The sequence below is a fragment of the Streptomyces sp. LS-MS-L19 genome (genome assembly GCF_058382285.1).
Window position 1 is genome coordinate 5,659,942 of sequence record NZ_JBYCLL010000001.1, and the last position, 24,879, is coordinate 5,684,820.

At 72.3% G+C, this 24,879-nt stretch carries 23 protein-coding genes; 13 read left to right on the top strand and 10 right to left on the bottom strand.

Translation table 11 applies throughout. From position 1 onward, the window contains the following. The first annotated feature begins 60 nt into the window (after positions 1–60). From tilS to folE, 4 genes are all read left to right on the top strand, one after another. Positions 61–1,104, top strand: a complete 1,044-nt coding sequence (tilS, locus tag AC2XR2_RS25250) for a tRNA lysidine(34) synthetase TilS (RefSeq protein WP_330265248.1) — start codon at positions 61–63, stop codon at positions 1,102–1,104. Between the two features lie 52 nt (positions 1,105–1,156). Then, the gene (gene hpt / locus AC2XR2_RS25255) at positions 1,157–1,717 is read left to right on the top strand and encodes a hypoxanthine phosphoribosyltransferase (RefSeq protein WP_037717579.1); all 561 of its coding nucleotides are present in this window, start codon (positions 1,157–1,159) and stop codon (positions 1,715–1,717) included. A gap of 184 nt (positions 1,718–1,901) precedes the next feature. After that, positions 1,902–3,935, top strand: a complete 2,034-nt coding sequence (gene ftsH / locus AC2XR2_RS25260) for an ATP-dependent zinc metalloprotease FtsH (protein ID WP_449352497.1) — start codon at positions 1,902–1,904, stop codon at positions 3,933–3,935. Positions 3,936–4,059: 124 nt separating this feature from the next. Next, on the top strand, positions 4,060–4,665 hold the full coding sequence (gene folE, locus AC2XR2_RS25265; RefSeq protein ID WP_330265246.1) for a GTP cyclohydrolase I FolE: 606 nt from the start codon (positions 4,060–4,062) through the stop codon (positions 4,663–4,665). A 28-nt stretch (positions 4,666–4,693) separates the two neighbouring features. Here the strand turns inward: folE and AC2XR2_RS25270 are convergent, their stop codons facing one another. From AC2XR2_RS25270 to AC2XR2_RS25295, 6 genes are all read right to left on the bottom strand, one after another. After that, positions 4,694–5,179: a DUF3180 domain-containing protein gene (locus tag AC2XR2_RS25270; RefSeq protein ID WP_330265245.1), complete on the bottom strand. Its 486-nt coding sequence runs from the start codon at positions 5,177–5,179 to the stop codon at positions 4,694–4,696. Between the two features lie 57 nt (positions 5,180–5,236). Beyond that, entirely contained in the window at positions 5,237–5,848 is a 612-nt protein-coding gene (folK, locus tag AC2XR2_RS25275; protein ID WP_381297979.1) for a 2-amino-4-hydroxy-6-hydroxymethyldihydropteridine diphosphokinase, read from the bottom strand. Then, entirely contained in the window at positions 5,845–6,204 is a 360-nt protein-coding gene (gene folB, locus AC2XR2_RS25280; protein ID WP_381297981.1) for a dihydroneopterin aldolase, read from the bottom strand. The genes folK and folB overlap by 4 nt, the downstream gene beginning before the upstream one ends. A 258-nt stretch (positions 6,205–6,462) precedes the next feature. Beyond that, a complete protein-coding gene (locus AC2XR2_RS25285) occupies positions 6,463–6,966 on the bottom strand; it encodes a nuclear transport factor 2 family protein (RefSeq protein ID WP_491516381.1) in 504 nt (167 codons plus the stop codon). Continuing rightward, positions 6,963–7,883: a dihydropteroate synthase gene (folP, locus tag AC2XR2_RS25290; RefSeq protein ID WP_491516382.1), complete on the bottom strand. Its 921-nt coding sequence runs from the start codon at positions 7,881–7,883 to the stop codon at positions 6,963–6,965. Before folP ends, AC2XR2_RS25285 begins: the two co-directional genes overlap by 4 nt. Before the next feature lie 110 nt (positions 7,884–7,993). After that, on the bottom strand, positions 7,994–9,805 hold the full coding sequence (locus AC2XR2_RS25295) for a phosphatidylglycerol lysyltransferase domain-containing protein (protein WP_491516383.1): 1,812 nt from the start codon (positions 9,803–9,805) through the stop codon (positions 7,994–7,996). Between the two features lie 173 nt (positions 9,806–9,978). Here AC2XR2_RS25295 and AC2XR2_RS25300 point away from each other — a divergent pair, with 173 nt between their 5' ends. Both AC2XR2_RS25300 and AC2XR2_RS25305 read left to right on the top strand, forming a co-directional pair. Next, entirely contained in the window at positions 9,979–11,106 is a 1,128-nt protein-coding gene (locus tag AC2XR2_RS25300) for an alpha/beta hydrolase (RefSeq protein ID WP_491516384.1), read from the top strand. A 111-nt stretch (positions 11,107–11,217) separates the two neighbouring features. Next, positions 11,218–12,642 (top strand): hypothetical protein, encoded by a 1,425-nt coding sequence (locus AC2XR2_RS25305; RefSeq protein ID WP_491516385.1) that lies wholly within the window; start codon positions 11,218–11,220, stop codon positions 12,640–12,642. 53 nt (positions 12,643–12,695) lie between these two features. Here AC2XR2_RS25305 and AC2XR2_RS25310 read toward each other — a convergent pair whose 3' ends face one another. Both AC2XR2_RS25310 and AC2XR2_RS25315 read right to left on the bottom strand, forming a co-directional pair. Further along, positions 12,696–14,030: a PH domain-containing protein gene (locus AC2XR2_RS25310; protein WP_381297991.1), complete on the bottom strand. Its 1,335-nt coding sequence runs from the start codon at positions 14,028–14,030 to the stop codon at positions 12,696–12,698. Next, entirely contained in the window at positions 14,027–14,530 is a 504-nt protein-coding gene (locus AC2XR2_RS25315) for a PH domain-containing protein (RefSeq protein ID WP_330265237.1), read from the bottom strand. The genes AC2XR2_RS25310 and AC2XR2_RS25315 overlap by 4 nt, the downstream gene beginning before the upstream one ends. A gap of 31 nt (positions 14,531–14,561) precedes the next feature. Here AC2XR2_RS25315 and AC2XR2_RS25320 point away from each other — a divergent pair, with 31 nt between their 5' ends. Further along, entirely contained in the window at positions 14,562–15,713 is a 1,152-nt protein-coding gene (locus AC2XR2_RS25320) for an NADH-quinone oxidoreductase subunit D (RefSeq protein ID WP_381297993.1), read from the top strand. On the opposite strand, the gene AC2XR2_RS25325 is transcribed toward AC2XR2_RS25320, so the two are convergent. Beyond that, complete coding sequence (locus AC2XR2_RS25325; protein ID WP_491516386.1) at positions 15,678–16,724, bottom strand: SAM-dependent methyltransferase; 1,047 nt, start codon at positions 16,722–16,724, stop codon at positions 15,678–15,680. The two genes, AC2XR2_RS25320 and AC2XR2_RS25325, sit on opposite strands and share 36 nt — an antisense overlap. Positions 16,725–16,842: 118 nt before the next feature. Here AC2XR2_RS25325 and AC2XR2_RS25330 point away from each other — a divergent pair, with 118 nt between their 5' ends. Both AC2XR2_RS25330 and AC2XR2_RS25335 read left to right on the top strand, forming a co-directional pair. Then, positions 16,843–18,045, top strand: a complete 1,203-nt coding sequence (locus AC2XR2_RS25330) for a sensor histidine kinase (protein ID WP_381297997.1) — start codon at positions 16,843–16,845, stop codon at positions 18,043–18,045. Between the two features lie 103 nt (positions 18,046–18,148). Further along, the gene (locus AC2XR2_RS25335) at positions 18,149–18,823 is read left to right on the top strand and encodes a response regulator transcription factor (protein WP_123762283.1); all 675 of its coding nucleotides are present in this window, start codon (positions 18,149–18,151) and stop codon (positions 18,821–18,823) included. Between the two features lie 12 nt (positions 18,824–18,835). On the opposite strand, the gene AC2XR2_RS25340 is transcribed toward AC2XR2_RS25335, so the two are convergent. Further along, complete coding sequence (locus AC2XR2_RS25340; RefSeq protein ID WP_381298000.1) at positions 18,836–20,065, bottom strand: threonine aldolase family protein; 1,230 nt, start codon at positions 20,063–20,065, stop codon at positions 18,836–18,838. Positions 20,066–20,237: 172 nt separating this feature from the next. On the opposite strand from AC2XR2_RS25340, the gene AC2XR2_RS25345 reads away from it, so the two are divergent. Genes AC2XR2_RS25345 through nadC form a run of 4 tightly spaced genes read left to right on the top strand, consistent with a single transcriptional unit; the run spans position 20,238 to position 24,878 of the window. Beyond that, positions 20,238–21,176 (top strand): Rossmann-like and DUF2520 domain-containing protein, encoded by a 939-nt coding sequence (locus AC2XR2_RS25345; protein WP_491516387.1) that lies wholly within the window; start codon positions 20,238–20,240, stop codon positions 21,174–21,176. Then, on the top strand, positions 21,173–22,177 hold the full coding sequence (gene panC, locus AC2XR2_RS25350) for a pantoate--beta-alanine ligase (RefSeq protein WP_491516388.1): 1,005 nt from the start codon (positions 21,173–21,175) through the stop codon (positions 22,175–22,177). The genes AC2XR2_RS25345 and panC overlap by 4 nt, the downstream gene beginning before the upstream one ends. Next, positions 22,174–23,889, top strand: a complete 1,716-nt coding sequence (locus tag AC2XR2_RS25355) for an L-aspartate oxidase (protein WP_449352489.1) — start codon at positions 22,174–22,176, stop codon at positions 23,887–23,889. The genes panC and AC2XR2_RS25355 overlap by 4 nt, the downstream gene beginning before the upstream one ends. A 5-nt stretch (positions 23,890–23,894) precedes the next feature. Further along, positions 23,895–24,878 (top strand): carboxylating nicotinate-nucleotide diphosphorylase, encoded by a 984-nt coding sequence (nadC, locus tag AC2XR2_RS25360; protein ID WP_381298007.1) that lies wholly within the window; start codon positions 23,895–23,897, stop codon positions 24,876–24,878. Position 24,879 lies beyond the last annotated feature (1 nt).

Genomic DNA, 24,879 nt, shown 5'->3' on the forward strand with positions numbered 1-24,879 from the left:
ACACTCTGAGTGACCGAACCTCGGGCTCACCCCCCGAAAACTTCATGAAGGGAACCGGACATGGGTCCCCATCCTGCGGTCGCGGCGATACGCCTGGCGGTCCGCCGCGTCCTCCACGACCTCCTCAACGAACACCACACCTCCGCCGAGTACCCGGCGCAGGCCCCGCACCGGCGCCCGCCGTCGCCGCTCGTGCTCGTGGCCTGCTCCGGCGGGGCCGACTCCATGGCCCTCGCCTCCGCCCTCGCCTTCGAGGCCCCCAAACTCGGCATCCGCGCCGGCGGCGTCACCGTCGACCACGGCCTCCAGCCCGGCTCCGACCTGCGCGCCGAGGAAGTCGTCCTGCGCCTGCGCGAACTCGGCCTGGACCCCGTCGAGTCCACCGCCGTGAGCGTCGGCCGCGAAGGCGGACCCGAAGCCGCCGCCCGCGACGCCCGCTACGCCGCCCTCGACGCCGCCGCCGAACGCCACGGCGCCACCGCCGTCCTGCTCGGCCACACCCGCGACGACCAGGCCGAGACCGTCCTGCTCGGCCTCGCCCGCGGCTCCGGCATCCGCTCGCTGTCCGGCATGGCCGCCGTCTCCGGAGGCCCCGGGGCCGCCCGCCGCTACCGCCGCCCCTTCCTGGCACTCGACCGCCAGACCGCCCGCAAGGCCTGCATGGTCCAGTCCCTGCCCGTCTGGGACGACCCGCACAACGCCGACCCCGCCTACACCCGCTCCCGGCTGCGCCACGAGGGCCTGCCCGCCCTGGAGAAGGCGCTCGGCAAAGGAGTCGTCGAGGCACTCGCCCGCACCGCCCAGCTCTCCCGTGACGACGCCGACGCCCTCGACACCTGGGCCCGCCAGGCCGAGGCCTCCGTACGCGACGCCGCCGGCCTCCTGGAGTGCGCCAAGCTCTACGCCCTGCCGCCCGCCGTGCGCCGCCGCATCCTGCGCCAGGCTGCCATCGAGGCGGGCGCCCCGGCCGGCTCGCTCTTCGCCCGCCACATCGAGGAGATCGACCGGCTGATCACCGGCTGGCGCGGCCAGGGAGCCATCAATCTCCCGGGCAAAGTCGTCGCCCAGCGGCAGGGTGGCAGACTGGTGATTCGGCAAGGCTGAACCCTTGCTCCCCTCCGGGGGCGCTGGGCGGCCGCTGGGACGACCGAAAGTGATGCGGGTGGACGCGAAAGACATGGGTGCCGACCTCAAAGAGGTACTCATCACCAAGGAAGAGATCGACGCGAAGCTCGTGGAGCTCGCCGCGAAGATCGACGCGGAGTACGCGGGCAAGGACCTGCTGATCGTCGGCGTCCTCAAGGGCGCGGTGATGGTCATGGCGGACCTCGCCCGGGCGCTGTCCACCCCCGTCACCATGGACTGGATGGCCGTGTCCTCCTACGGCGCGGGCACCCAGTCCTCCGGCGTGGTGCGGATCCTCAAGGACCTCGACACCGACATCAAGGGACGGCACGTCCTGATCGTCGAGGACATCATCGACTCCGGCCTGACGCTGTCCTGGCTGCTGTCCAACCTCGGCTCCCGCGAGCCGGAGACGCTCAAGGTGTGCACCCTGCTGCGCAAGCCGGACGCCGCCAAGGTCGCCATCGACGTCGAATGGGTCGGCTTCGACATCCCCAACGAGTTCGTCGTCGGCTACGGTCTCGACTACGCCGAGAAGTACCGCAACCTCCCGTTCGTCGGTACGCTCGCGCCCCACGTCTACGGCGGCTGAGCCAGATGGCCCCAGCTCTCTAAGACGATCGGGAACCCCAGCGGGTTTCGCGCCGTTGGAGCATGCAGACGGTTCGTGAAGCCCTCCTGTGCGGCTTCGGCCCACAATGCTGGGGTACCGTCAGAAGAACTGTCTTATCAAACTCACTATGGCAGGAGGGACGGGGCGGCACCGCTCCGTATGGATGGACGTGAAGCGATACTTCCGTGGGCCGGTCATGTGGATCGTGCTGGCCGTCCTTGCCGTGGTCGTGTTGATGCAGGTCGTCGGCTCGTCCGGCGGCTACAAGACGGTGGACACCGGCCAGGTCGTCCAGGCGATCAATGACAACAAGGTCCAGCAGGCCAAACTGACCACCGGCGACGAGCAGACCGTCAAGGTCGAGCTCAAGGACGGCGAAAAGGTCGAGGGCAGCTCGAAGATCCAGGCGAGCTACATCGGCGACCAGGGCCGTGACCTCGCCAATGTGCTGCAGAACAAGTTCCAGGACAAGCAGATCCCCGACGGTTACACCGTCTCGCCGACGAAGCAGAACGCCTTCGTCGGGATCCTGCTCTCCTTGCTCCCCTTCGTCCTCATCGTGGTCGTCTTCCTGTTCCTGATGAACCAGATGCAGGGCGGCGGCTCCCGGGTCATGAACTTCGGGAAGTCCAAGGCGAAGCTCATCACCAAGGACACCCCGAAGACGACGTTCTCGGACGTCGCCGGCTCGGACGAGGCCGTCGAGGAGCTCCAGGAGATCAAGGAGTTCCTCCAGGAACCGGCGAAGTTCCAGGCGGTCGGGGCCAAGATCCCCAAGGGCGTACTGCTGTACGGCCCCCCCGGCACCGGCAAGACCCTGCTCGCGCGCGCCGTCGCGGGCGAGGCCGGTGTCCCCTTCTACTCGATCTCCGGTTCCGACTTCGTCGAGATGTTCGTCGGTGTCGGTGCCTCCCGAGTCCGTGACCTGTTCGAGCAGGCCAAGGCGAACGCCCCGGCGATCGTCTTCGTCGACGAGATCGACGCGGTCGGCCGCCACCGCGGCGCCGGCCTCGGCGGCGGTCACGACGAGCGTGAGCAGACCCTGAACCAGCTGCTCGTCGAGATGGACGGCTTCGACGTCAAGGGCGGCGTGATCCTCATCGCCGCGACGAACCGGCCCGACATCCTCGACCCGGCCCTTCTGCGCCCCGGCCGCTTCGACCGCCAGATCGCGGTCGACCGCCCGGACATGCAGGGCCGTCTGGAGATCCTCAAGGTCCACCAGAAGGGCAAGCCGGTCGCCCCGGACGTCGACCTCGCGGCCGTCGCCCGCCGTACGCCGGGCTTCACGGGTGCCGATCTGTCCAACGTCCTGAACGAGGCGGCGCTGCTGACCGCCCGCTCGGACCGCAAGCTGATCGACAACCACATGCTCGACGAGGCCATCGACCGCGTCGTGGCGGGCCCGCAGAAGCGGACCCGGATCATGTCGGACAAGGAGAAGAAGATCACCGCGTACCACGAGGGCGGACACGCCCTGGTCGCGGCGGCTTCCCCGAACTCCGACCCGGTCCACAAGATCACGATCCTCTCCAGAGGCCGTGCTCTGGGCTACACGATGGTCCTGCCGGACGAGGACAAGTACTCGACCACGCGCAACGAGATGCTCGACCAGCTCGCCTACATGCTGGGCGGCCGCGCTGCCGAGGAACTGGTCTTCCACGACCCGACCACCGGTGCCGCGAACGACATCGAGAAGGCCACCGCCACGGCCCGCGCGATGGTCACGCAGTACGGCATGACCGAGCGTCTCGGCGCCATCAAGTTCGGCGGCGACAACACCGAGCCGTTCCTCGGACGTGAGATGGCTCACCAGCGCGACTACTCGGAAGAGGTCGCCGCGCTGGTCGACGAAGAGGTCAAGAAGCTCATCGAGAACGCGCACAACGAGGCCTGGGAGATCCTGGTCGAGAACCGCGACGTCCTCGACAACCTGGTGCTCCAGCTCCTGGAGAAGGAGACGCTGGGCAAGGAGGAGATCGCCGAGATCTTCTCCGCCATCGTCAAGCGCCCGGCGCGACCGGCCTGGACCGGTTCCTCCCGGCGCACCCCCTCCACCCGTCCGCCGGTGCTCTCCCCCAAGGAGCTCGCACTGACGAACGGCGCCAACGGCGCGACCCCGGCGATCAGCACCGCCAAGGCCACCGCGTCGGAGCCGGCCACCGAGGCGGTCCCCGAGGACCGTCCGGAGAGCTGACCCGCTCACCCGTACCGCCCCGGTGAGCTCACCGGGCCCGGAATGGATGCCGCGCCCCCCAGGTTTTAGCCTGGGGGGCGCGGCGTTTTTCGGCCGTGAGGGACTTCTAGGAACGAGGCACCAGATGACCGACCCCGTGACGCTGGACGGCGAGGGCCCCATCGGCGAGTTCGACGAGAAGCGCGCCGAGAACGCCGTCCGCGAACTCCTGATCGCGGTCGGCGAGGACCCGGACCGCGAGGGCCTGCGGGAGACACCGGCTCGGGTGGCGCGGGCGTACAAGGAGATCTTCGCGGGCCTGTGGCAGACGCCCGAGGACGTGCTGACCACGACGTTCGACCTGGGGCACGACGAGATGGTGCTCGTGAAGGACATCGAGGTGTACTCGACCTGCGAGCACCATCTCGTGCCGTTCCGGGGGGTCGCCCACGTCGGGTACATCCCGTCCACCAGCGGCAAGATCACGGGACTGTCGAAGCTGGCCCGGCTCGTGGACGTCTACGCCCGTCGCCCGCAGGTGCAGGAACGGCTCACCACGCAGATAGCGGACTCCCTGATGGAGATCCTGGAGCCGCGCGGGGTGATCGTGGTCGTGGAGTGCGAGCACATGTGCATGTCGATGCGGGGGATCCGCAAGCCCGGGGCCAAGACGCTCACCTCGGCCGTCCGCGGTCAGCTGCGGGACGCGGCGACCCGCAACGAGGCGATGAGCCTCATCATGGCGCGCTGACCGGCCTGTCCCTTCCTGGCGGCGGATTTCACGCCGCCGACGGGGCCCCCGTGTTGCGGTCGTCGTCCTCGGGGAGCTTGCAGACGCGCTCCAGGAAGATGGCCGCCGCTATCACCGCGATGCCCGCGAGGACCGAGAAGCCGGCGTAGATGGCCTGGTCGCGGCGGGCGGGGATGTCGAGGGACTCCAGGAGGAAGACGCCGGTGCCGCCGTACATGCCGGAGACGAGGGCGGCGACCAGGGCGCTGGCCTGGCCGAAGACGACTGCGCGGGCCGCCATCAGAGGGTCGACGCCCTTCGCCTCGGGGGCGCGCTCGCGCTGGGCCTTCAGGCGGGCGCGGATGGACAGGGCCGTGGCCACGAGGACCACGGCGATCAGGGCGAGGACGATGGGCGCGGCCAGCGGGACGCTGGGCAGGGTCCCGACCGAGTTCCACAGGCGGGCGCCCGCCCAGGACAGGACTCCGGCGACGGCGAAGACGCCGGCCAGCAGCCTGATGCGCAGCTCTCTCACGGTGTTCCTTCAGCTCCCCCGTCGTCCCACGAAGTGTGGCCGTCTTGACCTTAACGGCTATTCGGGCAGCCGGAGTTCCAGGTCCTTGCGGGCTTCCACGCCGTCCCGGGTGACGGAGTCGAGGAGGGCCGCGACCGGGCCGCGGCCGGGCAGCTGGGCCTCGGGCTCCACGTCGTGCCAGGGGGCGAGGACGAAGGCGCGCTCGTGGGCGCGGGGGTGGGGCAGGGTGAGGACCGGGTCGTCGGAGACCACCTCGGCGTAGGCGACGATGTCGACGTCGAGGGTGCGCGGGCCCCAGCGCTCGTCCCGCACCCGGTTGAAGGCCTCCTCGACCGCGTGCGCCCGCTCCAGCAGGGAGGACGGGGGCAGCGTGGTCTTGAGGACGACGACCGCGTTGAAGTACGACGGCTGGCTGTCGGCGGCCACGCCCCACGGCTCGGTCTCGTAGACCGGGGAGACCGACTTCACGCGGACGCCGGGGGTGTCCTCCAGGGCGTCGATGGCGCCCTGGAGGGTCTCCAGGCGGTTGCCGAGGTTGGAGCCGAGGGAGATCACGGCGCGCTTGGGGTTGTGGAGGGTGGTGTCGGCGGCGTCCACCTGCTGCACGACCGAGGCGGGCACCGGCTGTACGGTCGGGTCGCTCGGACCCGCGGCGAAGGACGCGGTCATACTCGGCTCCGGGTGATGGTGACGGTCACGTCGTCGAAGGGCACGGTGATCGGTGCGTCGGGTTTGTGGACCCTGACCTCGACCTCCTCTACCCGCTGGTGCTTCAGACAGGCCTGGGCGATGCGCTCGGCGAGCGTCTCGATGAGGTTGACGGGCTCACCCTCGACGACGGCCACGACCTCCTCCGCCACGATGCCGTAGTGCACGGTCTTCGTCAGGTCGTCGTCGGCGGCGGCCGGCCGGGTGTCCAGTCCCAGGACGAGGTCCACGAGGAAGGTCTGGCCCTCCTCGCGCTCCTTGGGGAACACACCGTGGTGCCCGCGGGCCTTCAGGCCGCGCAGCGCGACACGATCCACGCGAATCACTCCTGCAATCGTCGGTACGGCCGGTCCGTGCCGTGTGCGGGCGGCACACCGGCCTCGGACGAATCTACCTGCGAGCACTGACAGGGCCGGGCCACGCGGGCGCGGGCCGGTACCGGGGTCAGGGGGCTGCAGCGGGTGTTTCCCCTGGGGAACCCGGCGGCTCACGGGTTGGTAGCCGCCCCTACCCAGGGGTTCGTGATTCCAACCACTTCTTGGTCCCCACGGGTGGGAGAAGGCGGGTCGGTGGGTTCAGGACGGGGTGTCGTCGTCCTCGTCCTCGTCGTTCTCGGCCAGGACGGGGGAGGCGTGGTGGGACCAGAGCTTCCAGCCGTCGGGGGTGCGGCGGAACACGTTGGTGGCGACGACCAGCTGGCCGACGAGCGGACCGAGTTCCTCGCCGCCCTCGGGTGCGGGGCCGCCGCTGAGGATGTTCTCGGTGCAGGTCACCAGGGCGGTGTCGCCGGTGACGGAGACATGCACGTCGGTGAGGAAGAACTGGATGTAGTCCGTGTTCGCCATGATCAGCGCGTACGACCTGAGGACCTCGCCGCGGCCGGTCAGCACGGGCCAGCCGGGGTGCACGCAGGAGACCACGCCGACATCGGCCGGGTCGTGGTACTCCTCGTCGACGCCCAGGTCGGCGGGGGTGAGCCAGAGCGAGGAGACCCCTTCGAAGTCGCCGCGCTCCAGTGCCTCGTAGAAGGCCGTGTTGGCGGCCTCCACCTGTTCCACCTCGGTGTGGGGGGCGCTCACCGGGCTCCTTCCGCGCTGTTGTCCGCGCTGCTCGCGCCCTCGGTACGCGCTCCCGCGGTGCGCGCTCCTTCCACGGCGCGGGCGACCCGCACCGCGTCCGCCGTCGCGCGGACCTCGTGCACGCGTACGGCCCACGCGCCGGCGTGCGCGGCGAGGGCGGAGACGGCGGCCGTGGCGGCGTCGCGCTCGCGTGCGGGCGGCGGGGCGCCCTGCGGTCCGGCGAGGACACGGCCGAGGAACCGTTTGCGGGAGGCGGCCACGAGGAGGGGGTGGCCGAGGCCGAGGAGGCGGTCGAGGTGGGAGAGGAGGACCAGGTCGTGCTCGGCGTCCTTGGAGAACCCGAGGCCCGGGTCGACGACCACGCGGTCCGGGGAGATGCCGCCCGTGAGGACGGCGTCCACGCGCGCGTGGAGTTCGTCGACGACCTCGGCGACGACGTCGGCGTAGACGCCCTTGACGTTGCCGCCCTCCAGGAAGCCGCGCCAGTGCATGACGACGAAGGGGGCGCCCGCGTCGGCGACCACCGGGATCATCGCGGGGTCGGCGAGACCACCGCTGACGTCGTTGACGAGGACCGCGCCCGCGGCGAGCGCCTCTTCGGCGACCCGGGCGCGCATGGTGTCCACCGAGACGGTGACGCCTTCGGCGGCGAGGCCGCGGACGACGGGGACGACGCGCCGGAGTTCCTCGGCCTCGTCGACGCGGGTGGCGCCGGGCCGGGTGGACTCGCCGCCGACGTCCACGAGGTCGGCGCCCTCCTCGACGAGGGTGAGGCCGTGCTTGACGGCGGCCGTCGTGTCGAACCAGCGGCCGCCGTCGGAGAAGGAGTCGGGGGTGACGTTCACGACCCCCATGACCGCGCAGCGGTCCCATTCCGGAAGGCCGGCGACGCGCCCGCGTCCGCTCTGCTTGCTCATGCGTTCAGCCTAGGCCCAGCGTGCGGCCGCGGGACCGCGCGGCCCGGACGGAAGCCCCCGGGCTGGAGGAGGGGTGGGGCTTCCGTCCGGGCCAGTCCCGGAGCGGCCGGTCACGCCGCTCTTACGTCCCGCTCCCCGACCGCGTGGGCACACACGCGTGCGGTGTGCGAGCGGCGGCGCAGGAAGCGCGGCAGGGGCAGGGCCAGGTTGACGAAGCCCTCCGCCTGCATGGCGGCGAAGCCGATGCGCGGGAGGTCGCCGGAGGCCCGGTAGACGACGAAGCGGGGCTCCCAGCGGGGCTGGAACTTCGCGTTGAACTTGTACAGGGACTCGATCTGGAACCAGCGGGACAGGAAGACGAGCAGTCCCCGCCAGGCGCGCAGCACCGGCCCGGCGCCGATCTTCTCGCCGCGGGCGAGGGCCGAGCGGAACATGGCGAAGTTCAGCGACACGCGCGTGATGCCGAACTTCGGGGCCGCCTGGAGGGCCGCGACGATGAGCAGTTCGTTCATGCCGGGGTCGGCCGAGCGGTCCCGTCGCATCAGGTCCAGGGAGGCGCCGTCGGTGCCCCAGGGCACGAAGTGCAGGATCGCCTTGAGGTCGCCGTAGGGGCCGGGCTGGTCGTCGGCCTTGTGGGCGGTGGCGATGAGGCAGTCGCCGTCGGAGAGGTCGCCGATGCGGCCCAGCGCCATCGAGAAGCCGCGCTCGGTGTCGGTGCCGCGCCAGTCGTCGGCGGCCTGCCGGATCCGCTCCAGCTCGGTCTCCCCGAGGTCACGGACGCGCCGCACCCGGGTCTCGTAACCGGCCCGCTCGATGCGCTTGACCATCTGGCGCACATTGCGCATCGCGCGGCCGGCGAGCGAGAAATCCGCGACGTCCACCACCGCCTCGTCGCCCAGTTCGAGGGCGTCGAGGCCGGTCTCGCGGGTCCAGACCTCGCCGCCGGTCTCCGAGCAGCCCATGACGGCGGGCGTCCAGGAGTGCGCCTTGGCCTCGTCCATGAAGCGCTCGATGGCGCCCGGCCAGGCCTCGACGTCCCCGATCGGGTCGCCGCTGGCGAGCATCACGCCGGAGACGACGCGGTAGGTGACGGCCGCCTTGCCGCTGGGGGAGAAGACGACGGCCTTGTCGCGGCGCAGCGCGAAGTGCCCGAGGGAGTCACGTCCGCCGTGCTTGGCCAGCAGGGCCCGCAGGCGGGACTCGTCCTCCTCGGTGAGGCGGGCGGCGGGGTGTTCGGGGCGGAAGGCGAGGTAGATCGTCGTGATGGCCGTGAGCAGGCCCAGGGCGCCCAGGGAGACGCCGACGGTCCACGAGGTGTCGCCCTGGTAGTCGACCGGGCCCTCGAAGCCGAACAGGCCGTACAGGACGTGCGTGATGCGGTCGGCCAGGCTCGGGTCGCCGACCATGCGGTTCGGGTGGACGCTGACGATGATCAGCCCGAGGACGAGGGAACCGGCGCCCATGAGGACGAAGTTGGCGAGCGCGCGCCACCTGCTGCGCGGGTCCGGCAGCGCCCTGAACTGGTCGCGGTGGCGCAGCAGCGGTGCGAGCAGGGCGAGCGAGATGGCCACCCCGACGAGCGAGTGGCGGTAGGTGAACTGCGCCAGCGCGCCCGCCGGCAGCAGGGCCACGGCCGCACGCCAGGCCCGGCGCTTGTGACGCCTGAGGCCGTGCGCGAGCAGCAGCAACAGCACACCGGTGCTGAGCGAGAGCGCGGCCGCGAACGGGCCGAGCGCGCCGGGCAGCACCTCGGCCAGGGTGTGCATACGGCTGTGCCGGAAGCGCGGGAAGACGCCGGCGGCGATGTCCAGAAGGCCTACGAGTGCGCAGGCTCTGGCGACGAGGACGGGGACGGCCTCGGGGCGCGGTCCGTGCAGTGCACGCCGCAGCCGTGTTGATCGGATCGGAACCCCGCCCGACATTTCCTCATCTGTCCTGACAGACATCGCATCCCGTGGTTCTGCGAGTGACTTTGGATCCGGAGCCCGATTCGGGCATCCGGCGACATTGCGCCCTCTAGGACGGTGTCTCGTGAGGAGAGGTTCACTCAGCTCCTCAAAGCCGTTTCAAAGGCCGAGGAAAGCGAAAGCAAGCAATGGGTCTCACGAGCAACAACACACTGGTGCCGGCGGCCTTGGCCACCGTGGCGCTGTTCGCCTGCACGGTGTGGCTGTGGCCACGGCTGGCCCGGAGGGGCTGGCGGTCCGTCAGCGGCCGTGTGGGGCTGCTGTTCGCGGTGCAGCTCTCGCTCTTCGTGTCGGTGGGACTCTTCGCCAACCAGACCTTCGGGTTCTACGCCTCCTGGGCCGACCTGTTCGGCCAGGAGACCGACCAGGGTGTGGTGGTCGACCACACCCCGGGCAACCGGTCGAGCGGTCCGCTGCGGGTGACCGAGATAGGCGGCGTGCCCGGCAGGAGCGGCTTTCGGCCGTCCTCGGTGGGGCAGGTCCAGAAGGTCGACATCGTGGGCCGTACGACGCACATCGCCTCGCCCGCGTACATCTATCTGCCGCCGGAGTATTTCCAGGAGCGCTATCGCGCGCGTACGTTCCCGGCGGCCGTGGTCCTCACCGGTTATCCGGGTACCGCGAGAGCGCTGGTGGACAAACTCCACTATCCGCGCACGGCTCTTCAACTCGTCAAGGACGGGCGTATGCGGCCGATGATCCTGGTGATGCTGCGGCCGACGGTGGCGCCTCCGCGCGACACCGAGTGCGTGGACGTCCCGGGCGGTCCGCAGACCGAGTCGTTCTTCGCCGAGGACCTGCCCCAGGCGGTGACGCAGCACTACCGGGTGACCGAGGGGCCGCGGAGCTGGGGGATCATCGGCGACTCCACGGGCGGCTACTGCGCGCTGAAGCTCGCCATGCACCACCCCGGGGTCTACGCGGCGGGGGCGGGCCTGTCCCCGTACTACAAGGCGCCCGTCGACCCCACGACGGGCGACCTGTTCCAGGGCGACAAGGCGCTGCGGAACCGCGCGAACCTGTGGTGGTGCCTCAAGCACCTGCCCGGGCCCGACACCTCACTGCTCGTCAGCAGCAGCAAGGAGGGCGAGGCGAACTACAAGGACACGTTGAAGTTCATAGAGCGGGTGAAGGCGAAGGAAACGACACGGATCTCGTCGATCATCCTCGAAAGCGGCGGGCACAACTTCAACACCTGGCGGCGGGAGATCCCGGCGACCTTGGAGTGGGTCAGCGGGCTGCTCGGTGATCGATGAAGCGAATTCGGCGGCGGTTCGGATTCCTGATGTCGGGTGAAGGTCGCGGTATGGCTGTGTTTTTACGGGGCGGGGCACCATGCTTCGCCTACGCGCGGTAAGTTTCTGGCCATGCCACGTGGACGTCACCGCCATTCCCCGCCTCTGCACAGGCTGCTGCCTCCGTCGGCGATCGCAGGCGTCTCCCTCGTCTGCGCCTTCGGCCCCTGGGTGTTCTCGCAGCAGGCCGTGCTCCGCGTGATAGCCGCGTTCGCCGCGGCGGTCGCGGTCGTGGGCGCGGCCGTCATGCGCCGTTGGGACGCGCAGGCGGGCAAACAGGTCGCCGACCTCACGCGCGCGCGTGCGAGCGACGAGTGGCGGCACGAGGAGCGGGTCGCCGAACTCGAGACCGACCTCGAGGAGTCGCGGGAGCTGCGCGCCAAGCTGGAGCAGCGGCTGCGGGCCAAGCGCGCGGAACTGGCCGGGCTGCGCAACGAACACGCGGCTCTGCTGCGGCGGTACGCCACGGCGGAGACCGAGCGGGCGAGCGCCCTGGAGGGCCGCCGGCTGCTGGAGATAGAGGCCGCGCCGGCGCGTGCGCTGCCGTCGGCGGAGCGGGCGGACGTCGAGGCCGTGGCGGTGGCTGTCGCGGTCGAGGACGGGGCCGGGACCGAGGCCGAGCCCGATGGCGGGGCCGGTGTCGAGGCGGAGAACTCCGAGCCCGAGCAGGAGCGTTCGGAGCGGCCCGCGGTCTTCTCGCCCGAGGGTTCCCGGCTGTGGCTGCGGGCCGACGCGGCGCTGAAGCGGCTCGACGCGGGCGCCGACGGGGACGGAGCCAGGGACGGCGACGGGGACTCCGGGACGCAGGCCGATGCCGAGGCGGAGACCGAGACGGGAGTCGCGTCGGAGACCGGCGCGGAGGCGAAGACCGAGCCCGAGGTGAAGGCCGGCGCGAAGACCAAGGCCGGGTCCCGGAGCGATGTCGGTGCCGACCCCAAGGGTGACACCAGGACTGACGCGAAGAGCGGCCCGACGGCCGAGCCCAAGAGCTCCCCGGCCGGGTCGGAGCCCGTGAACGCCGGTGCGCGCGCGGCGGACGCCGCCGGAACCGACGCGGAGGCCGCGCAGGAGGACGAGGCGCGGGGGAAGCCCGAGGCGGTCGACGGGCATGAGCGCGCGGCCGCCACCACCACGGCCGCGGCGGCCACCGCCACGGCCAGAGCCGCCCAGCCGCAGCAGCCCGCCGGGCACTTCATCGCGCCGACCGCCGTGGCGGTCGTGCCCACCGCGCCCGAGCGGCGCCCGCGGGTCGAGGGCGGGTTCGACTTCTTCGGCACGAAGTCGGGGGCCTCGCGCGACGCGCTGGAGGCCGTGCAGAACGAGGACCTCGCCGACGTCGTCGGCCAGGAGGCGCTCGCCCTGCACAAGGCCGAGTCGGAGGCGGAGTTCAAGCCGGCCGACGAGGAGTCCCGGGGCGTCGGCCAGGTCATCGACCTGACCGCCCACGACGAGACGGAACAGATCAACCTCCAGGGACTGCGCAGCGCGGTCTCCTGACGGACGTACGGCGGACCAACGACGGACGTCACAGACGCTCGCGAGGGGCACGGTCAGACCATCCACCGGTCGGGCCGTGCCCCTCTCCGTCCCGTCCGTGACCTCTCGGCCTGCGCCCGGAGCAGCTCCGCGGCCTCCTGAGCGTCCCTCAGACGGGCCGTGACGGTCTTGTTCGCTCCCGTGTCCACGTGCACGTCGGCGAGCCGCCACAGCCGCTTCCAGGGCCCCTGAGCGAGTCGTACGCTCTGGACCTTCGCGTGCGGGACGAGCGCCAGGCTCCGCCGCAGCAACCCCTGCCGGGAGGCGAACACCGCGTCGGTGACGGCGAGTCCGTGGCCGCGCCACCACACGGGCACACACCGCCCGGCCCGCCGCGGGGGCCGCGCGAGCGCCGACAGGGGCGGTACGACGACTCCGGGCAGCACACGCGCGACGACCGCCTCGGCGACCTCGCGCGGAGCGACCGGCACCAGCACCGAGTTGGACGACCCGGCCACGTCCAGCTCGACCCGCACCCAGCCGCGCCGCCGCCACAGCAGCGGCTCCACGATCCGCACGGTCTGCACCCGCCCCGGCGGCACCGTCTCATGGCTGCGGTCCAGGAGGCCGTGGTCGATCCGCAGCCCGTCCTGGGACTCGCCGACCGTCCAGTCGTACTCGCTGACGAACCGCCCCACACTGCTCGCGCCCGCCGCGCCGAGCAGCGGCACGGCGGTCGCCAGCACCGTCCACACGCTCTCGGTCGCCCACCACAGAAGGGGCGGTACGACGAGGGCGGCGAGCAGGCTCACCCAGGTGGCGCCGGTCAGCACCAGGGACAGCGCGAGGTCGCGCGGGGGCGTGCGCATCAGCTCGCGCGCCGGTGCCTCACCGACCTCGTGCGCGGTCTCGGGAGCGAACCCGGCGGCGCGCGCCAGCAGTTCCGCGCGCAGCGCCCGCGCCTCGCGCTCCCCGAGGAAGGCCAACTCGTCCTTCTTGTCGGTCCCGACGACATCGAGCCGGAGCTTCGCGACCCCCGCCACGCGCGCGAGGAGCGGCTGGGTGACGTCGATCGCCTGGATGCGCTCGAGCCGGATGTGCGCGGTGCGCCGGAACAACAGGCCGGTCCGGATGCGCAGTTCGCTGTCGGTGACCGCGAAGTGGGTGAACCACCAGGTGAGAAAGCCGTACAGAGCGGCGGCCGGCACCACGACGGCGAGCGCGATCAGCAGTGTGGTGGTCGTCAGCCGGGTCAGCTGGCGCTGCGCCTGGTCGGGGTCGTGCACCGCCCACCCGATGACCACGGCCACCGGCGCCCACGCCCGCCTGAGCGGCGTTATGGGATGCAGCCGCCGCTCGCTGACGGCCTCCTTCTCGTGTACGGCGTCGTCGACGCCCGGCGCCGTCACAGGCCCGCCGATCGGGCCTCGCCGAGTTCGGTGAGCCGGTCCCGCAGCCGTTCCGCCTCGGCCGGGTCCAGGCCCGGGATGGTCGCGTCGGTCGCCGCGGCCGCCGTGTGCAGCTGCACGCTGGCCAGCCCGAAGTGCCGCTCCACGGGCCCGGAGGTGACCTCCACCAGCTGCATGCGGCCGTACGGCACCACGGTCTCCTCGCGCCACAGCACGCCCCGGCTGATCAGCAGGTCGTCCGCGCGCTCGGCGTAGCGCCAGGAGCGCCAGTTGCGGCCGATCAGCACCCAGCCCCAGCCCATGAGGGCGAGCGGCAGCAGCGCGAAGGCCGCCCACGCCGGACCGCACAGCAGCCCCAGCAGCAGCCCGAGGGCCACGGCGAGCAGTCCCAGCCACACCACCAGCAACAGCCGCCGCATCCGCAGCAGCCCCGGCGGCAGCCCGGTCCACACCGGCTCCGCCCCCGCGACCTCTGTGTCCTGCCCGCTCCCCGTCTCCATGGGGCCAGCGTACGTAGGACAGACTGTGTCCATGACTCCTACGACGGAGACCACGGTCGGCATCGGCGGCGCCGCGGAGAGCACCGACATGGTGCTCAACATCGGACCGCAGCACCCGTCCACCCACGGCGTGCTGCGCCTGAGGCTGGTCCTGGACGGCGAGCGCATCGTGAGCGCGGAGCCGGTGATCGGCTACATGCACCGGGGCGCGGAGAAGCTGTTCGAGGCGCGCGACTACCGCCAGATCATCATGCTCGCCAACCGCCACGACTGGCTGTCGGCCTTCTCCAACGAGCTGGGCGTCGTCCTCGGCGTGGAGCGCATGCTCGGCATGGAGGTGCCCACGCGCGCGGTGTGGACGCGGACGCTGCTCGCCGAGCTCAACCGGGTGCTGAACCACCTGATGTTCCTGGGCTCGTACCCGCTGGAGCTGGGCGGCATCACCCCGGTCTTCTACGCGTTCCGGGAGCGGGAGGTCCTCCAGAACGTCATGGAGGAGGTCTCCGGCGGCCGCATGCACTACATGTTCAACCGGGTCGGCGGCCTCAAGGAGGACCTGCCGGCCGGCTGGGCCACGCGCGCGCGTGCCGCCGTCTCCGCCGTGCGCTCGCGCATGGACCGCTTCGACGACCTGGTGCTGGGCAACGAGATCTTCCGGGGCCGCACCCGGGACGTCGGTGTCCTCGCGCCGGAGACCGTGCACGCCTACGGCGTCAGCGGGCCCATCGCGCGTGCCTCGGGCGTCGACTTCGACCTGCGGCGCGACGAGCCCTACCTCGCCTACGGCGAACTCCAGGACACGCTGAAGGTGGTGACCCGGAAGGAGGGCGACTGCCTGGCCCGCTTCGAGGTCCTCCTGGAGCAGACCCACAACGCCCTCGACCTCGCCGACGCCTGCCTGGACCGGCTCGCGGACCTGCCGCCCGGGCCGATCAACCAGCGGCTCCCGAAGGTCCTGAAGGCGCCCGAGGGGCACACGTACGCGTGGACCGAGAACCCGCTCGGCATCAACGGCTACTACCTCGTCAGCAAGGGCGAGAAGACCCCGTACCGGCTGAAGCTGCGCTCGGCCTCCTACAACAACATCCAGGCGCTGGTCGAGCTGCTGCCGGGGACGCTGGTGGCCGACATGGTGGCGATCCTCGGGTCACTGTTCTTCGTGGTCGGGGACATCGACAAGTAGGGCGCCGCGGCCGGCGGACGAGTCCGGGATCCCCACCGGCTGGAGCAGCCAGCCGAAGTCGCCGAGCCCGCCCGCCGCGGTGAGCTCGGCGGCCTCCCCGGCGCGCGCGAGGGCGCGCACGTACTCGGCGGGGTGGGTGGAGGCGAGGGCGAGCGGGGGGCGTGCGCCCGCGATGCCGAGGGCGCGCAGCGCGTCCCGCTGGCGCAGAACGCGCCCGCCGGGCAGCGCGCACGCGTCCAGCGCCACATGGGCGGTCAGGTCGCACGACCCGTCCGGCACCGGCGGAGTCCCGCGGCCCTCGCGGAAGCCGGTGAGCGTCCCGAAAGGGGGCCGCGTACGGACTGTGTGCGCGTAGTCCACGGCGACCGCGAGGCCCCGCTCGACGGTCGCGACCGCCGACGCCCACGCCTGGTCCCGGGGCAGTCCGATCTCGGCCCGCAGCCCCTCCTCCGGCGGCAGCGGCCACCACCGGTCCAGCCAGTCGGCCTCCGCCCCGGCGACCGGTTCCCCGAGGCGCTCGCGACCGTCCCGTCGTACGAGAACCCGGCGCGGCACGCCCGAGGAGTCCGTCTCGGCGATCTCCACGGGCACGTTGTCCAGCCATTCGTTGGCGAACAGCAGCCCGGCGACGCCGCTCGGGGGCTCGGGCACCCACTCGATCCGGTGAGGGAGGTCCGCGGGGCGGTCGGCGACCTCGACGGCGTACACGCGTGTGCGGGCGCTCACCTCGGCGGGCAGGGCGGCGAGGACACCGGTGGCCAGCTCGCCCCGGCCCGCGGCCATGTCGACGAAGTCGAGCCGGGCGGGCCGGCCCAGGGCCTCGTCCACGCGGCACAACAGCCGCGCCACCGCGTCGGCGAACAACGGGGAGGCGTGCACGGACGTACGGAAGTGCCCGGCCGGCCCCTCCGGCCTGCGGTAGAAGCCGTCCGGGCCGTACAGGGCGGCCTCGGCGGCGGACCGCCAGCCGGTCCACTCGCCCGCCGGCCCGTCCCTCGTGTCATCGCTCACGCCGTCAGGCTAGGCGCCCAGGTGAACGCAGCCTCCACCTTGGGGAGTACGCGCGGGCGGTACGGATCGGTCCTCCGGTTGACCCCTGCACACTTCACGCTTCCCTACGCTGGGTTACGTGCAGCGCCTCTATGACTTCCTCCGCAGGCACCCGACAGGGGTCGACGTCTTCTGGGCCGTCTTCCTGTTCGGGATCTCGCTCGCGAGCGAAACCGCCCGTGGGGAGTCCCAGGGGACCGGGTCCCCGTTCGTGATCATCCCGGTCGTCCTGCTGCTGTGCCTGGTGATCGCGCTGCGCCGGCGGATGCCGGAGAAGATGCTGCTGCTGGCCATCGGGCTCGGGGTGGCGCAGCTCGTGCTGGACGTGGAGACCACGGCCGCCGACTTCGCCTTCCTGGTGATCGTCTACACGGTGGCCGCCACCGCCTCCCGCTGGGCCTCCCGGCTGGCTCTGACGGCGGGCCTGTGCGCGGCCCCCGTCGCGCAGCTGCGCTGGCCGAACGACAACACCAGCACCCTCGGCAATGTCGCCCTCATGATCTTCCAGACCGTGCCGTTCGCCCTGGCCTGGGTGCTCGGCGACTCGATCCGCACCCGCCGCGCGTACTTCGCGCAGCTGGAGGAGCGCAACGCCCGCCTGGAGAAGGAGCGCGAGGCGCAGGCCAAGGTCGCCGTCGCCGCCGAGCGCGCCCGGATCGCCCGCGAACTGCACGACGTCGTCGCGCACAACGTGTCCGTCATGGTCGTCCAGGCCGACGGCGCCGCCTATGTCCTCGACGCCGCGCCCGACCAGGCCAAGAAGGCCCTGGAGACCATCTCCTCCACCGGCCGCCAGGCGCTCGCCGAGATGCGCCGGCTGCTGGGCGTGCTGCGCACCGGCGAGCACCAGGAGGGCGGCGAGTACGTCCCGCAGCCCGACGTCGAGCAGATCGAGGACCTGGTCGAGCAGTGCCGAGGCTCCGGGCTCCCCGTCGACTTCAAGGTCGAGGGCACTCCGCGCCCGCTGCCCAGCGGCGTCGAGCTCACCGCGTACCGGATCGTGCAGGAGGCGCTCACCAACACGCGCAAGCACGGCGGCCCGAACGCGGGCGCGAGCGTGCGCCTGGTCTACTTCGACGACGGCCTCGGCCTGCTCGTCGAGGACGACGGCAAGGGCGCCCCGCACGAGCTGTACGAGGAGGGCGGCGCCGACGGAGCGGGCCACGGCCTGATCGGCATGCGCGAGCGGGTCGGCATGGTCGGGGGCACCCTGGACGCGGGCCCCCGCCCCGGCGGAGGATTCCGCATCAGTGCGCTGCTGCCGCTCAAACCGGCGCATTGACGCCGACGCACGCCCCCTGTTGACACCTGTCACGCCCCCTGTGGCGAGCACCCCGTAAGACCCCCGTGACACGCCGTTAGACCCGAAGAACGGAAGAGGACCGATGACGATCCGCGTGATGCTCGTCGACGACCAGGTGCTGCTGCGCACCGGGTTCCGGATGGTGCTCGCCGCCCAGCCGGACATGGAGGTCGTCGCGGAGGCGGGGGACGGGGTGGAGGCCCTCCAGGTGCTGCGCTCGACCGCCGTCGACGTCGTCCTGATGGACGTCCGCATGCCGAAGCTCGACGGCGTGGAGACGACCCGCCGCATCTGCTCGGAGCCCGATCCGCCGAAGGTGCTGATCCTGACCACCTTCGACCTCGACGAGTACGCCTTCTCCGGGCTGAAGGCGGGCGCCTCCGGGTTCATGCTCAAGGACGTGCCGCCCGGCGAACTGCTCACCGCGATCCGCTCGGTGCACAGCGGTGACGCCGTGGTCGCCCCGTCGACGACCCGGCGTCTGCTCGACCGGTTCGCGCCGATGCTGCCCACCACCGGCAAGCAGCCGCAGCACCAGGAGCTGGAGCGGCTCACCGACCGCGAGCGCGAGGTCATGGTGCTGGTCGCGCAGGGGCTGTCCAACGGCGAGATCGCCGCCCGGCTGGTGCTGTCCGAGGCCACGGTGAAGACGCACGTCGGCCGCATCCTGACCAAGCTGAGCCTCAGGGACCGGGTGCAGGTGGTGGTCCTCGCCTACGAGACGGGGCTGGTCCGGGCGGGCGGCGGGCAGGGCTGAGGCGGGGCGGGCTCAGGCGGTCGTGCTCCGGGCGCCGGCGCCCGGCAGCCGCGCGGCGAAGTCCGCGGCCGCCGTCCGTACGTCCGCCGCGGTCCACTCCAGGGCCGCGGCGCGGACGTAGACCTCGGTCATGGACAGGCCCGGCCCCTTCTCGTCCCAGGGGTTGATGAACAGGGCCGTCCCCGTCTCCTCCGACTGCCGGATCGCCGCCTCGGAGACCTCGTCGACGCCGTACGGCAGCCAGACCTGGAAGTCGAAGGTGTGCGGCACCTCGGGATGCACCCGGGCCCACGGCAACCCGGCCTCCGTGAACCCCTCGCGCAGTGCGGCGGCCACCACGCGCGCGTGGGTCACGTACTCGGGCAGCCGGGGCAGTTCCCGCTCCAGCCCCGCGAGGGCCGACAGGACGGTCGGGAACTGCTGGAAGACCGCGCCGCCGTACCGGTGCCGCCAGGTCTTCGCCTCCTCGATCAGGGTCCTCGGGCCGGCGAGCGCGGCCCCGCCGTAGGCCTGGAGGGACTTGTAGAACGACACGTAGACGCTGTCCGCGAGGTCCGCGATCTCGTCCAGGGGGCGGCCGAAGTGGACGGTGGTCTCCCACAGGCGGGCGCCGTCGAAGTGCACCACCGCGTCCCGCTCGCGCGCGGCCGCCACGACCTCGGTGAGCTCCTCCCAGGTGGGCAGCACGAAACCGGCGTCCCTCAGGGGCAGTTCCAGCATCAGCGCCCCGAAGGGCTCCTCGAAGCCGCGGATTTCGTCGGCGCTGGGCTGCCGGGGTTCGCTCGTCACATGGACCGGGCGCAGACCGGAGACCTCCCGGAAGGCGTTCCGCTCGTGTACCTCGGGATGGGCCAGGGCGTGCAGGGCGACGGTGGGGTTGCCGGAGCGGCCCGCCCAGCAGCGCAGTGCCACCTGCTGGGCCATCGTGCCGGTCGGGAAGAACGCGGCGGCCTCCTTGCCGAGGAGAGCCGCGACCCTCTCCTCCAGGGCCTCGACGATGCCGTTGCCGTAGAGGTCGGACGGTTCGTCCAGGTCGTGGAGCGCTTCGGCCCCGTCGAGCCGTGCGAGGCGCTCGCGCAGCGGGGCGAGCAGTTCGAGGCGCGCCAGTGTGCGCCCGGCCTTCCGGTACGCGTCGATGCGCCGTGCCCGGCGGCGCAACAGCCGTTCCTCCTCCGTGAGTTCCCGCTCCTGCGAGAGGTCCTCCGCTGCCTGCCCCGCGCTCTGCCGCGCTGTGTCACCCATGCCCGGATCATCTCCCGCGGCTCCGGCGGCGGGCACCGGATTTCCCCCGCTCCGCCGCCCGCGGCCACCCACAGCCTGTGGACAACCGAACGCCCCCGGGACCGATAGCGTTAACATGACGAGAAATCGTCCGGTACCCAGATGCGGACTGGAACGGGAAGGCCGCCGTCGAGTGAGTACAGCCCAACAGCCAGACAGCAAGGACCGCCCCGCGCGGCTCACCGTAGGCGTCGTCGGCGCCGGCCGTGTGGGTCCCGCGCTCGCCGCGTCCCTCCAGCTCGCCGGACACCGCCCGGTGGCCGTCTCCGGGGTCTCCGACGCCTCCCGGCGGCGCGCCGAGCTGATGCTCCCGGACGTTCCGCTCGTCGCCCCCGCGGACGTCCTCCAGCGTGCCGACCTGGTGCTGCTGACCGTCCCCGACGACACCCTGCCCGGACTCGTGGAGGGCCTGGCCGAGACCGGGGCCGTGCGGCCGGGCCAGCTGCTCGTGCACACCTCGGGGCGCTACGGCGCGAAAGTCCTGGACCCCGCCCTGCGCGTGGGCGCGCTGCCGCTGGCCCTGCACCCGGCGATGACCTTCACCGGCACCCCCGTGGACGTCCAGCGCCTCGCCGGCTGCTCCTTCGGCGTCACCGCGCCCGAGGAGCTGCGGCTGGCCGCCGAGGCCCTCGTCATCGAGATGGGCGGCGAGCCCGAGTGGATCGAGGAGGCGAAACGCCCGCTCTACCACGCGGCCCTCGCCCTCGGCGCCAACCACCTGGTCACCCTGGTCGCCCAGGCCATGGAACTGCTGCGCTCGGCCGGCGTCGAGGCCCCGGACCGGATGCTCGGCCCGCTGCTCGGCGCCGCTCTCGACAACGCCCTGCGCTCCGGTGACGCGGCCCTCACCGGCCCCGTCGCGCGCGGCGACGCCGGCACCGTGGCCGCGCACGTCACCGAGCTGCGCAAGCACGCCCCGCAGGCCGTCGCCGGCTATCTGGCGATGGCCCGCGCGACCGCCGACCGCGCGCTCGCCTACGGGCTGCTGAAGCCGGAGCTCGCCGAGGACCTGCTCGGGGTACTCGCCGGCCAGACCGACGGGACCCACGGCTCCGAGGGAGACGCCCGATGAGCATCACCCCGCTGCGCACCGCCGACGAACTGCACGCGCGCACGCGTGCGGGCCGCCGGGCCGTCGTGATGACCATGGGCGCCCTGCACGAGGGCCACGCCACCCTGATCCGCACCGCGCGCGAGATCGCCGGACCGGACGGCGAGGTCGTCGTCACCGTCTTCGTGAACCCCCTCCAGTTCGGTGCGGGAGAGGACCTCGACCGCTACCCGCGCACCCTGGACGCCGACCTCAAGATCGCCGAGGACGCCGGCGCGGACGCCGTCTTCGCGCCCTCGGTCGACGAGGTCTACCCGGGCGGCGAGCCCCAGGTGCGCATCAGCGCGGGCCCCATGGGGGAGCGCCTGGAGGGCGCCTCGCGCCCCGGCCACTTCGACGGCATGCTCACCGTCGTCGCCAAGCTGCTCCACCTCACCCGCCCCGACATCGCCCTCTACGGCCAGAAGGACGCCCAGCAGCTCGCTCTGATCCGCCGCATGGTGCGCGACCTGAACTTCGGCGTCGACATCGTCGGCGTGCCCACCGTCCGCGAGGACGACGGCCTGGCCATGTCCAGCCGCAACCGCTACCTCACCCCGCAGCAGCGGCGCACGGCGCTCGCGCTGTCCCGGGCGCTGTTCGCCGGCCGGGACCGGCACGCGGCGCAGGAGGCACTGCGCGCGCGGGCCCTCGAGGTACCCGCCACCCACGCGCGTGCCGAGGCCCTGAGCGCCCTCGGCGAATCCCGCGCGGCCGCCGACGCGCACGCGGTCGCGAAGGCCCTGCCGGGAGCCCCATCGGCGGTCCGCGCGGCCGCCCGGCTGATCCTGGACGACGCCGCCCGCCAGGACCCGCCGCTCGCCCTGGACTACCTCGCACTCGTCGACCCGTCCGACTTCAGCGAGATCGACGACGACTTCACCGGCGAGGCCGTCCTCGCCGTCGCAGCCCGGGTGGGGACGACCCGGCTGATCGACAACATCCCCCTGACCTTCGGGAATACCATCGGAGCCGCCTCGTGACCAGCACAGGCATACGACTGCACGCGCCCTCCCCGGGCTGGTCCATCGAAGCGGACGTCGTGGTCGTCGGCTCCGGCGTCGCCGGCCTCACCGCGGCCCTGCGCTGCGAGGCGGAGGGCCTGAGGACCGTGGTGGTCACCAAGGCCCGCCTCGACGACGGCTCCACCCGCTGGGCGCAGGGCGGCATCGCCGCGGCCCTCGGCGAGGGCGACACCCCCGAACAGCACCTGGACGACACCCTGGTCGCGGGCGCGGGCCTGTGCGACGAGGAGGCCGTCCGGATCCTCGTCACCGAGGGACCCGACGCCGTACGACGGCTGATCGCGACCGGCGCGCACTTCGACGAGTCCGAGGCCGGTGACCTGGAGCTCACCCGCGAGGGCGGCCACCACCGGCGCCGGATCGCCCACGCGGGCGGTGACGCGACCGGCGCGGAGATCTCCCGCGCGCTCGTCGAGGCGGTACGCGCGCGAGGCCTGCGCACGATCGAGAACGCGCTCGTGCTCGACCTGCTGACCGACGCCGAGGGCCGTACGGCCGGCGTCACCCTGCACGTCATGGGCGAGGGCCAGCACGACGGCGTGGGCGCCGTGCACGCCCCCGCGGTGGTCCTCGCGACCGGCGGCATGGGCCAGGTCTTCTCCGCGACCACCAACCCGTCCGTGTCGACCGGCGACGGCGTCGCGCTCGCCCTGCGCGCGGGCGCCGAGGTCAGCGATCTGGAGTTCGTGCAGTTCCACCCCACCGTGCTGTTCCTCGGCGCGGACGCGGAGGGCCAGCAGCCGCTCGTCTCCGAGGCCGTGCGCGGCGAGGGCGCCCACCTGGTCGACGCCGACGGGGTGCGCTTCATGGTCGGGCAGCACGAACTGGCCGAGCTCGCGCCCCGGGACATTGTCGCCAAGGGCATCACCCGCCGGATGCAGGAGCTGGACGCCGAGCACATGTTCCTCGACGCCCGGCACTTCGGCGCCGACATGTGGGAGCACCGCTTCCCGACGATCCTGGCCGCCTGCCGCGCCCACGGCATCGACCCGGTCACCGAGCCCATCCCGATCGCGCCGGCCGCCCACTACGCCTCCGGCGGCGTGCGCACCGACTCCCGGGGCCGCACCACCGTGCCGGGCCTGTACGCGTGCGGCGAGGTCGCCTGCACCGGCGTGCACGGCGCCAACCGGCTCGCCTCCAACTCGCTCCTGGAGGGCCTGGTCTACGCCGAGCGGATCGTGGCGGACATCGCGGCGGTCCAGAAGGCGAACGGCCTCCACGCGCGGGTGCCCGACCCCGTCGAGCAGCCCGAGCGGCCCGCGCACCCGCTGCTCGCGCCCGAGGCCCGGTTCGCGATCCAGCGGACCATGACCCGGGGCGCGGGCGTGCTGCGCTCGGCGGAGTCCCTGGCCGGCGCGGCGGACGCCCTGCACCAGCTGCACGCGGACGCCCGGGACGCCCTCGCCGAGAACGGCAAGACGGCCGAGCCCGGCGTCGACACCTGGGAGGCCACCAACCTCCTGTGCGTGGCCCGCGTCCTGGTCGCCGCCGCCCTGCGGCGCAAGGAGACCCGGGGCTGCCACTGGCGCGAGGACGAGCCCGACCGCGACGACTCGGCATGGCGCCGCCACATCGTCGTACGGCTGAATCCGGACCGGACCCTCGCCGTACACACCACCGATACCGCAGACTTCCCCCCGACCCGGCAGCACCCTCAGGAGCAGTGACACCAGTGAGCACCGACGACCTTCCCCTCGCCTCCTCCGGCGGCTGCGGCGACGGCTGTGCCTGCGGCGCCGACGGCGTCGGCGACGACGAGTACCTGGAGTGCGGGCTCGACCCCGCGCTCGCGCAGCTCCTGGCCGACGCCGGGCTCGACCCCGTCGAGGTCGAGGACATCGCCAATGTGGCCATCCAGGAGGACCTCGACCACGGCGTGGACGTGACGACCGTCGCGACCATCCCCGAGGACGCCGTCGCCACCGCCGACTTCGTGGCGCGTGAGGCGGGCGTCGTGGCCGGCCTCAGGGTCGCCGAGGCGGTCGTCTCGGTGGTCTGCGAGGACGAGTTCGAGGTCGAGCGGCACGTCGAGGACGGCGACCGGGTCGAGGCCGGGCAGAAACTGCTGTCGGTCACCACGCGCACCCGTGACCTGCTCACCGCCGAGCGCAGCGCCCTGAACCTGCTGTGCCGGCTCTCCGGCATCGCGACCGCCACGCGCGCGTGGGCGGACGCGCTGGACGGCACCAAGGCACGCGTGCGGGACACCCGCAAGACGACTCCGGGGCTCAGGTCCCTGGAGAAGTTCGCGGTGCGCTGCGGCGGCGGCGTCAACCACCGCATGTCGCTCTCAGACGCGGCCCTGGTCAAGGACAACCACGTGGTCGCCGCCGGTGGCGTCGCGCAGGCCTTCAAGGCCGTACGGGAGACCTTCCCGGACGTGCCGATCGAGGTCGAGGTCGACACCCTGCACCAGCTGCGGGAGGTCGTGGACGCGGGCGCCGACCTGATCCTGCTGGACAACTTCACGCCCGGGGAGTGCGAGGAGGCGGTCGCGCTCGTGCACGGGCGGGCCGCGCTGGAGGCCTCCGGGCGGCTGACGCTGGACAACGCGCGCGCGTACGCCGACACCGGCGTCGACTACCTCGCCGTCGGCGCGCTCACCCACTCCTCGCCGATCCTCGACATCGGCCTCGACCTGCGCGAGGCGGAGTAGC

Excerpts from the sequence above, each read along its gene's own strand:
- tilS (WP_330265248.1), top strand. The coding sequence starts at position 61 with ATGGGTCCCCATCCTGCGGTCGCGGCGATACGCCTGGCGGTCCGCCGC.
- hpt (WP_037717579.1), top strand. The coding sequence starts at position 1,157 with ATGCGGGTGGACGCGAAAGACATGGGTGCCGACCTCAAAGAGGTACTC.
- ftsH (WP_449352497.1), top strand. The coding sequence starts at position 1,902 with ATGGACGTGAAGCGATACTTCCGTGGGCCGGTCATGTGGATCGTGCTG.
- folE (WP_330265246.1), top strand. The coding sequence starts at position 4,060 with ATGACCGACCCCGTGACGCTGGACGGCGAGGGCCCCATCGGCGAGTTC.
- folK (WP_381297979.1), bottom strand. The coding sequence starts at position 5,848 with ATGACCGCGTCCTTCGCCGCGGGTCCGAGCGACCCGACCGTACAGCCG.
- folP (WP_491516382.1), bottom strand. The coding sequence starts at position 7,883 with ATGAGCAAGCAGAGCGGACGCGGGCGCGTCGCCGGCCTTCCGGAATGG.
- AC2XR2_RS25295 (WP_491516383.1), bottom strand. The coding sequence starts at position 9,805 with ATGTCGGGCGGGGTTCCGATCCGATCAACACGGCTGCGGCGTGCACTG.
- AC2XR2_RS25300 (WP_491516384.1), top strand. The coding sequence starts at position 9,979 with ATGGGTCTCACGAGCAACAACACACTGGTGCCGGCGGCCTTGGCCACC.
- AC2XR2_RS25305 (WP_491516385.1), top strand. The coding sequence starts at position 11,218 with ATGCCACGTGGACGTCACCGCCATTCCCCGCCTCTGCACAGGCTGCTG.
- AC2XR2_RS25315 (WP_330265237.1), bottom strand. The coding sequence starts at position 14,530 with ATGGAGACGGGGAGCGGGCAGGACACAGAGGTCGCGGGGGCGGAGCCG.
- AC2XR2_RS25320 (WP_381297993.1), top strand. The coding sequence starts at position 14,562 with ATGACTCCTACGACGGAGACCACGGTCGGCATCGGCGGCGCCGCGGAG.
- AC2XR2_RS25335 (WP_123762283.1), top strand. The coding sequence starts at position 18,149 with ATGACGATCCGCGTGATGCTCGTCGACGACCAGGTGCTGCTGCGCACC.
- AC2XR2_RS25340 (WP_381298000.1), bottom strand. The coding sequence starts at position 20,065 with ATGGGTGACACAGCGCGGCAGAGCGCGGGGCAGGCAGCGGAGGACCTC.
- panC (WP_491516388.1), top strand. The coding sequence starts at position 21,173 with ATGAGCATCACCCCGCTGCGCACCGCCGACGAACTGCACGCGCGCACG.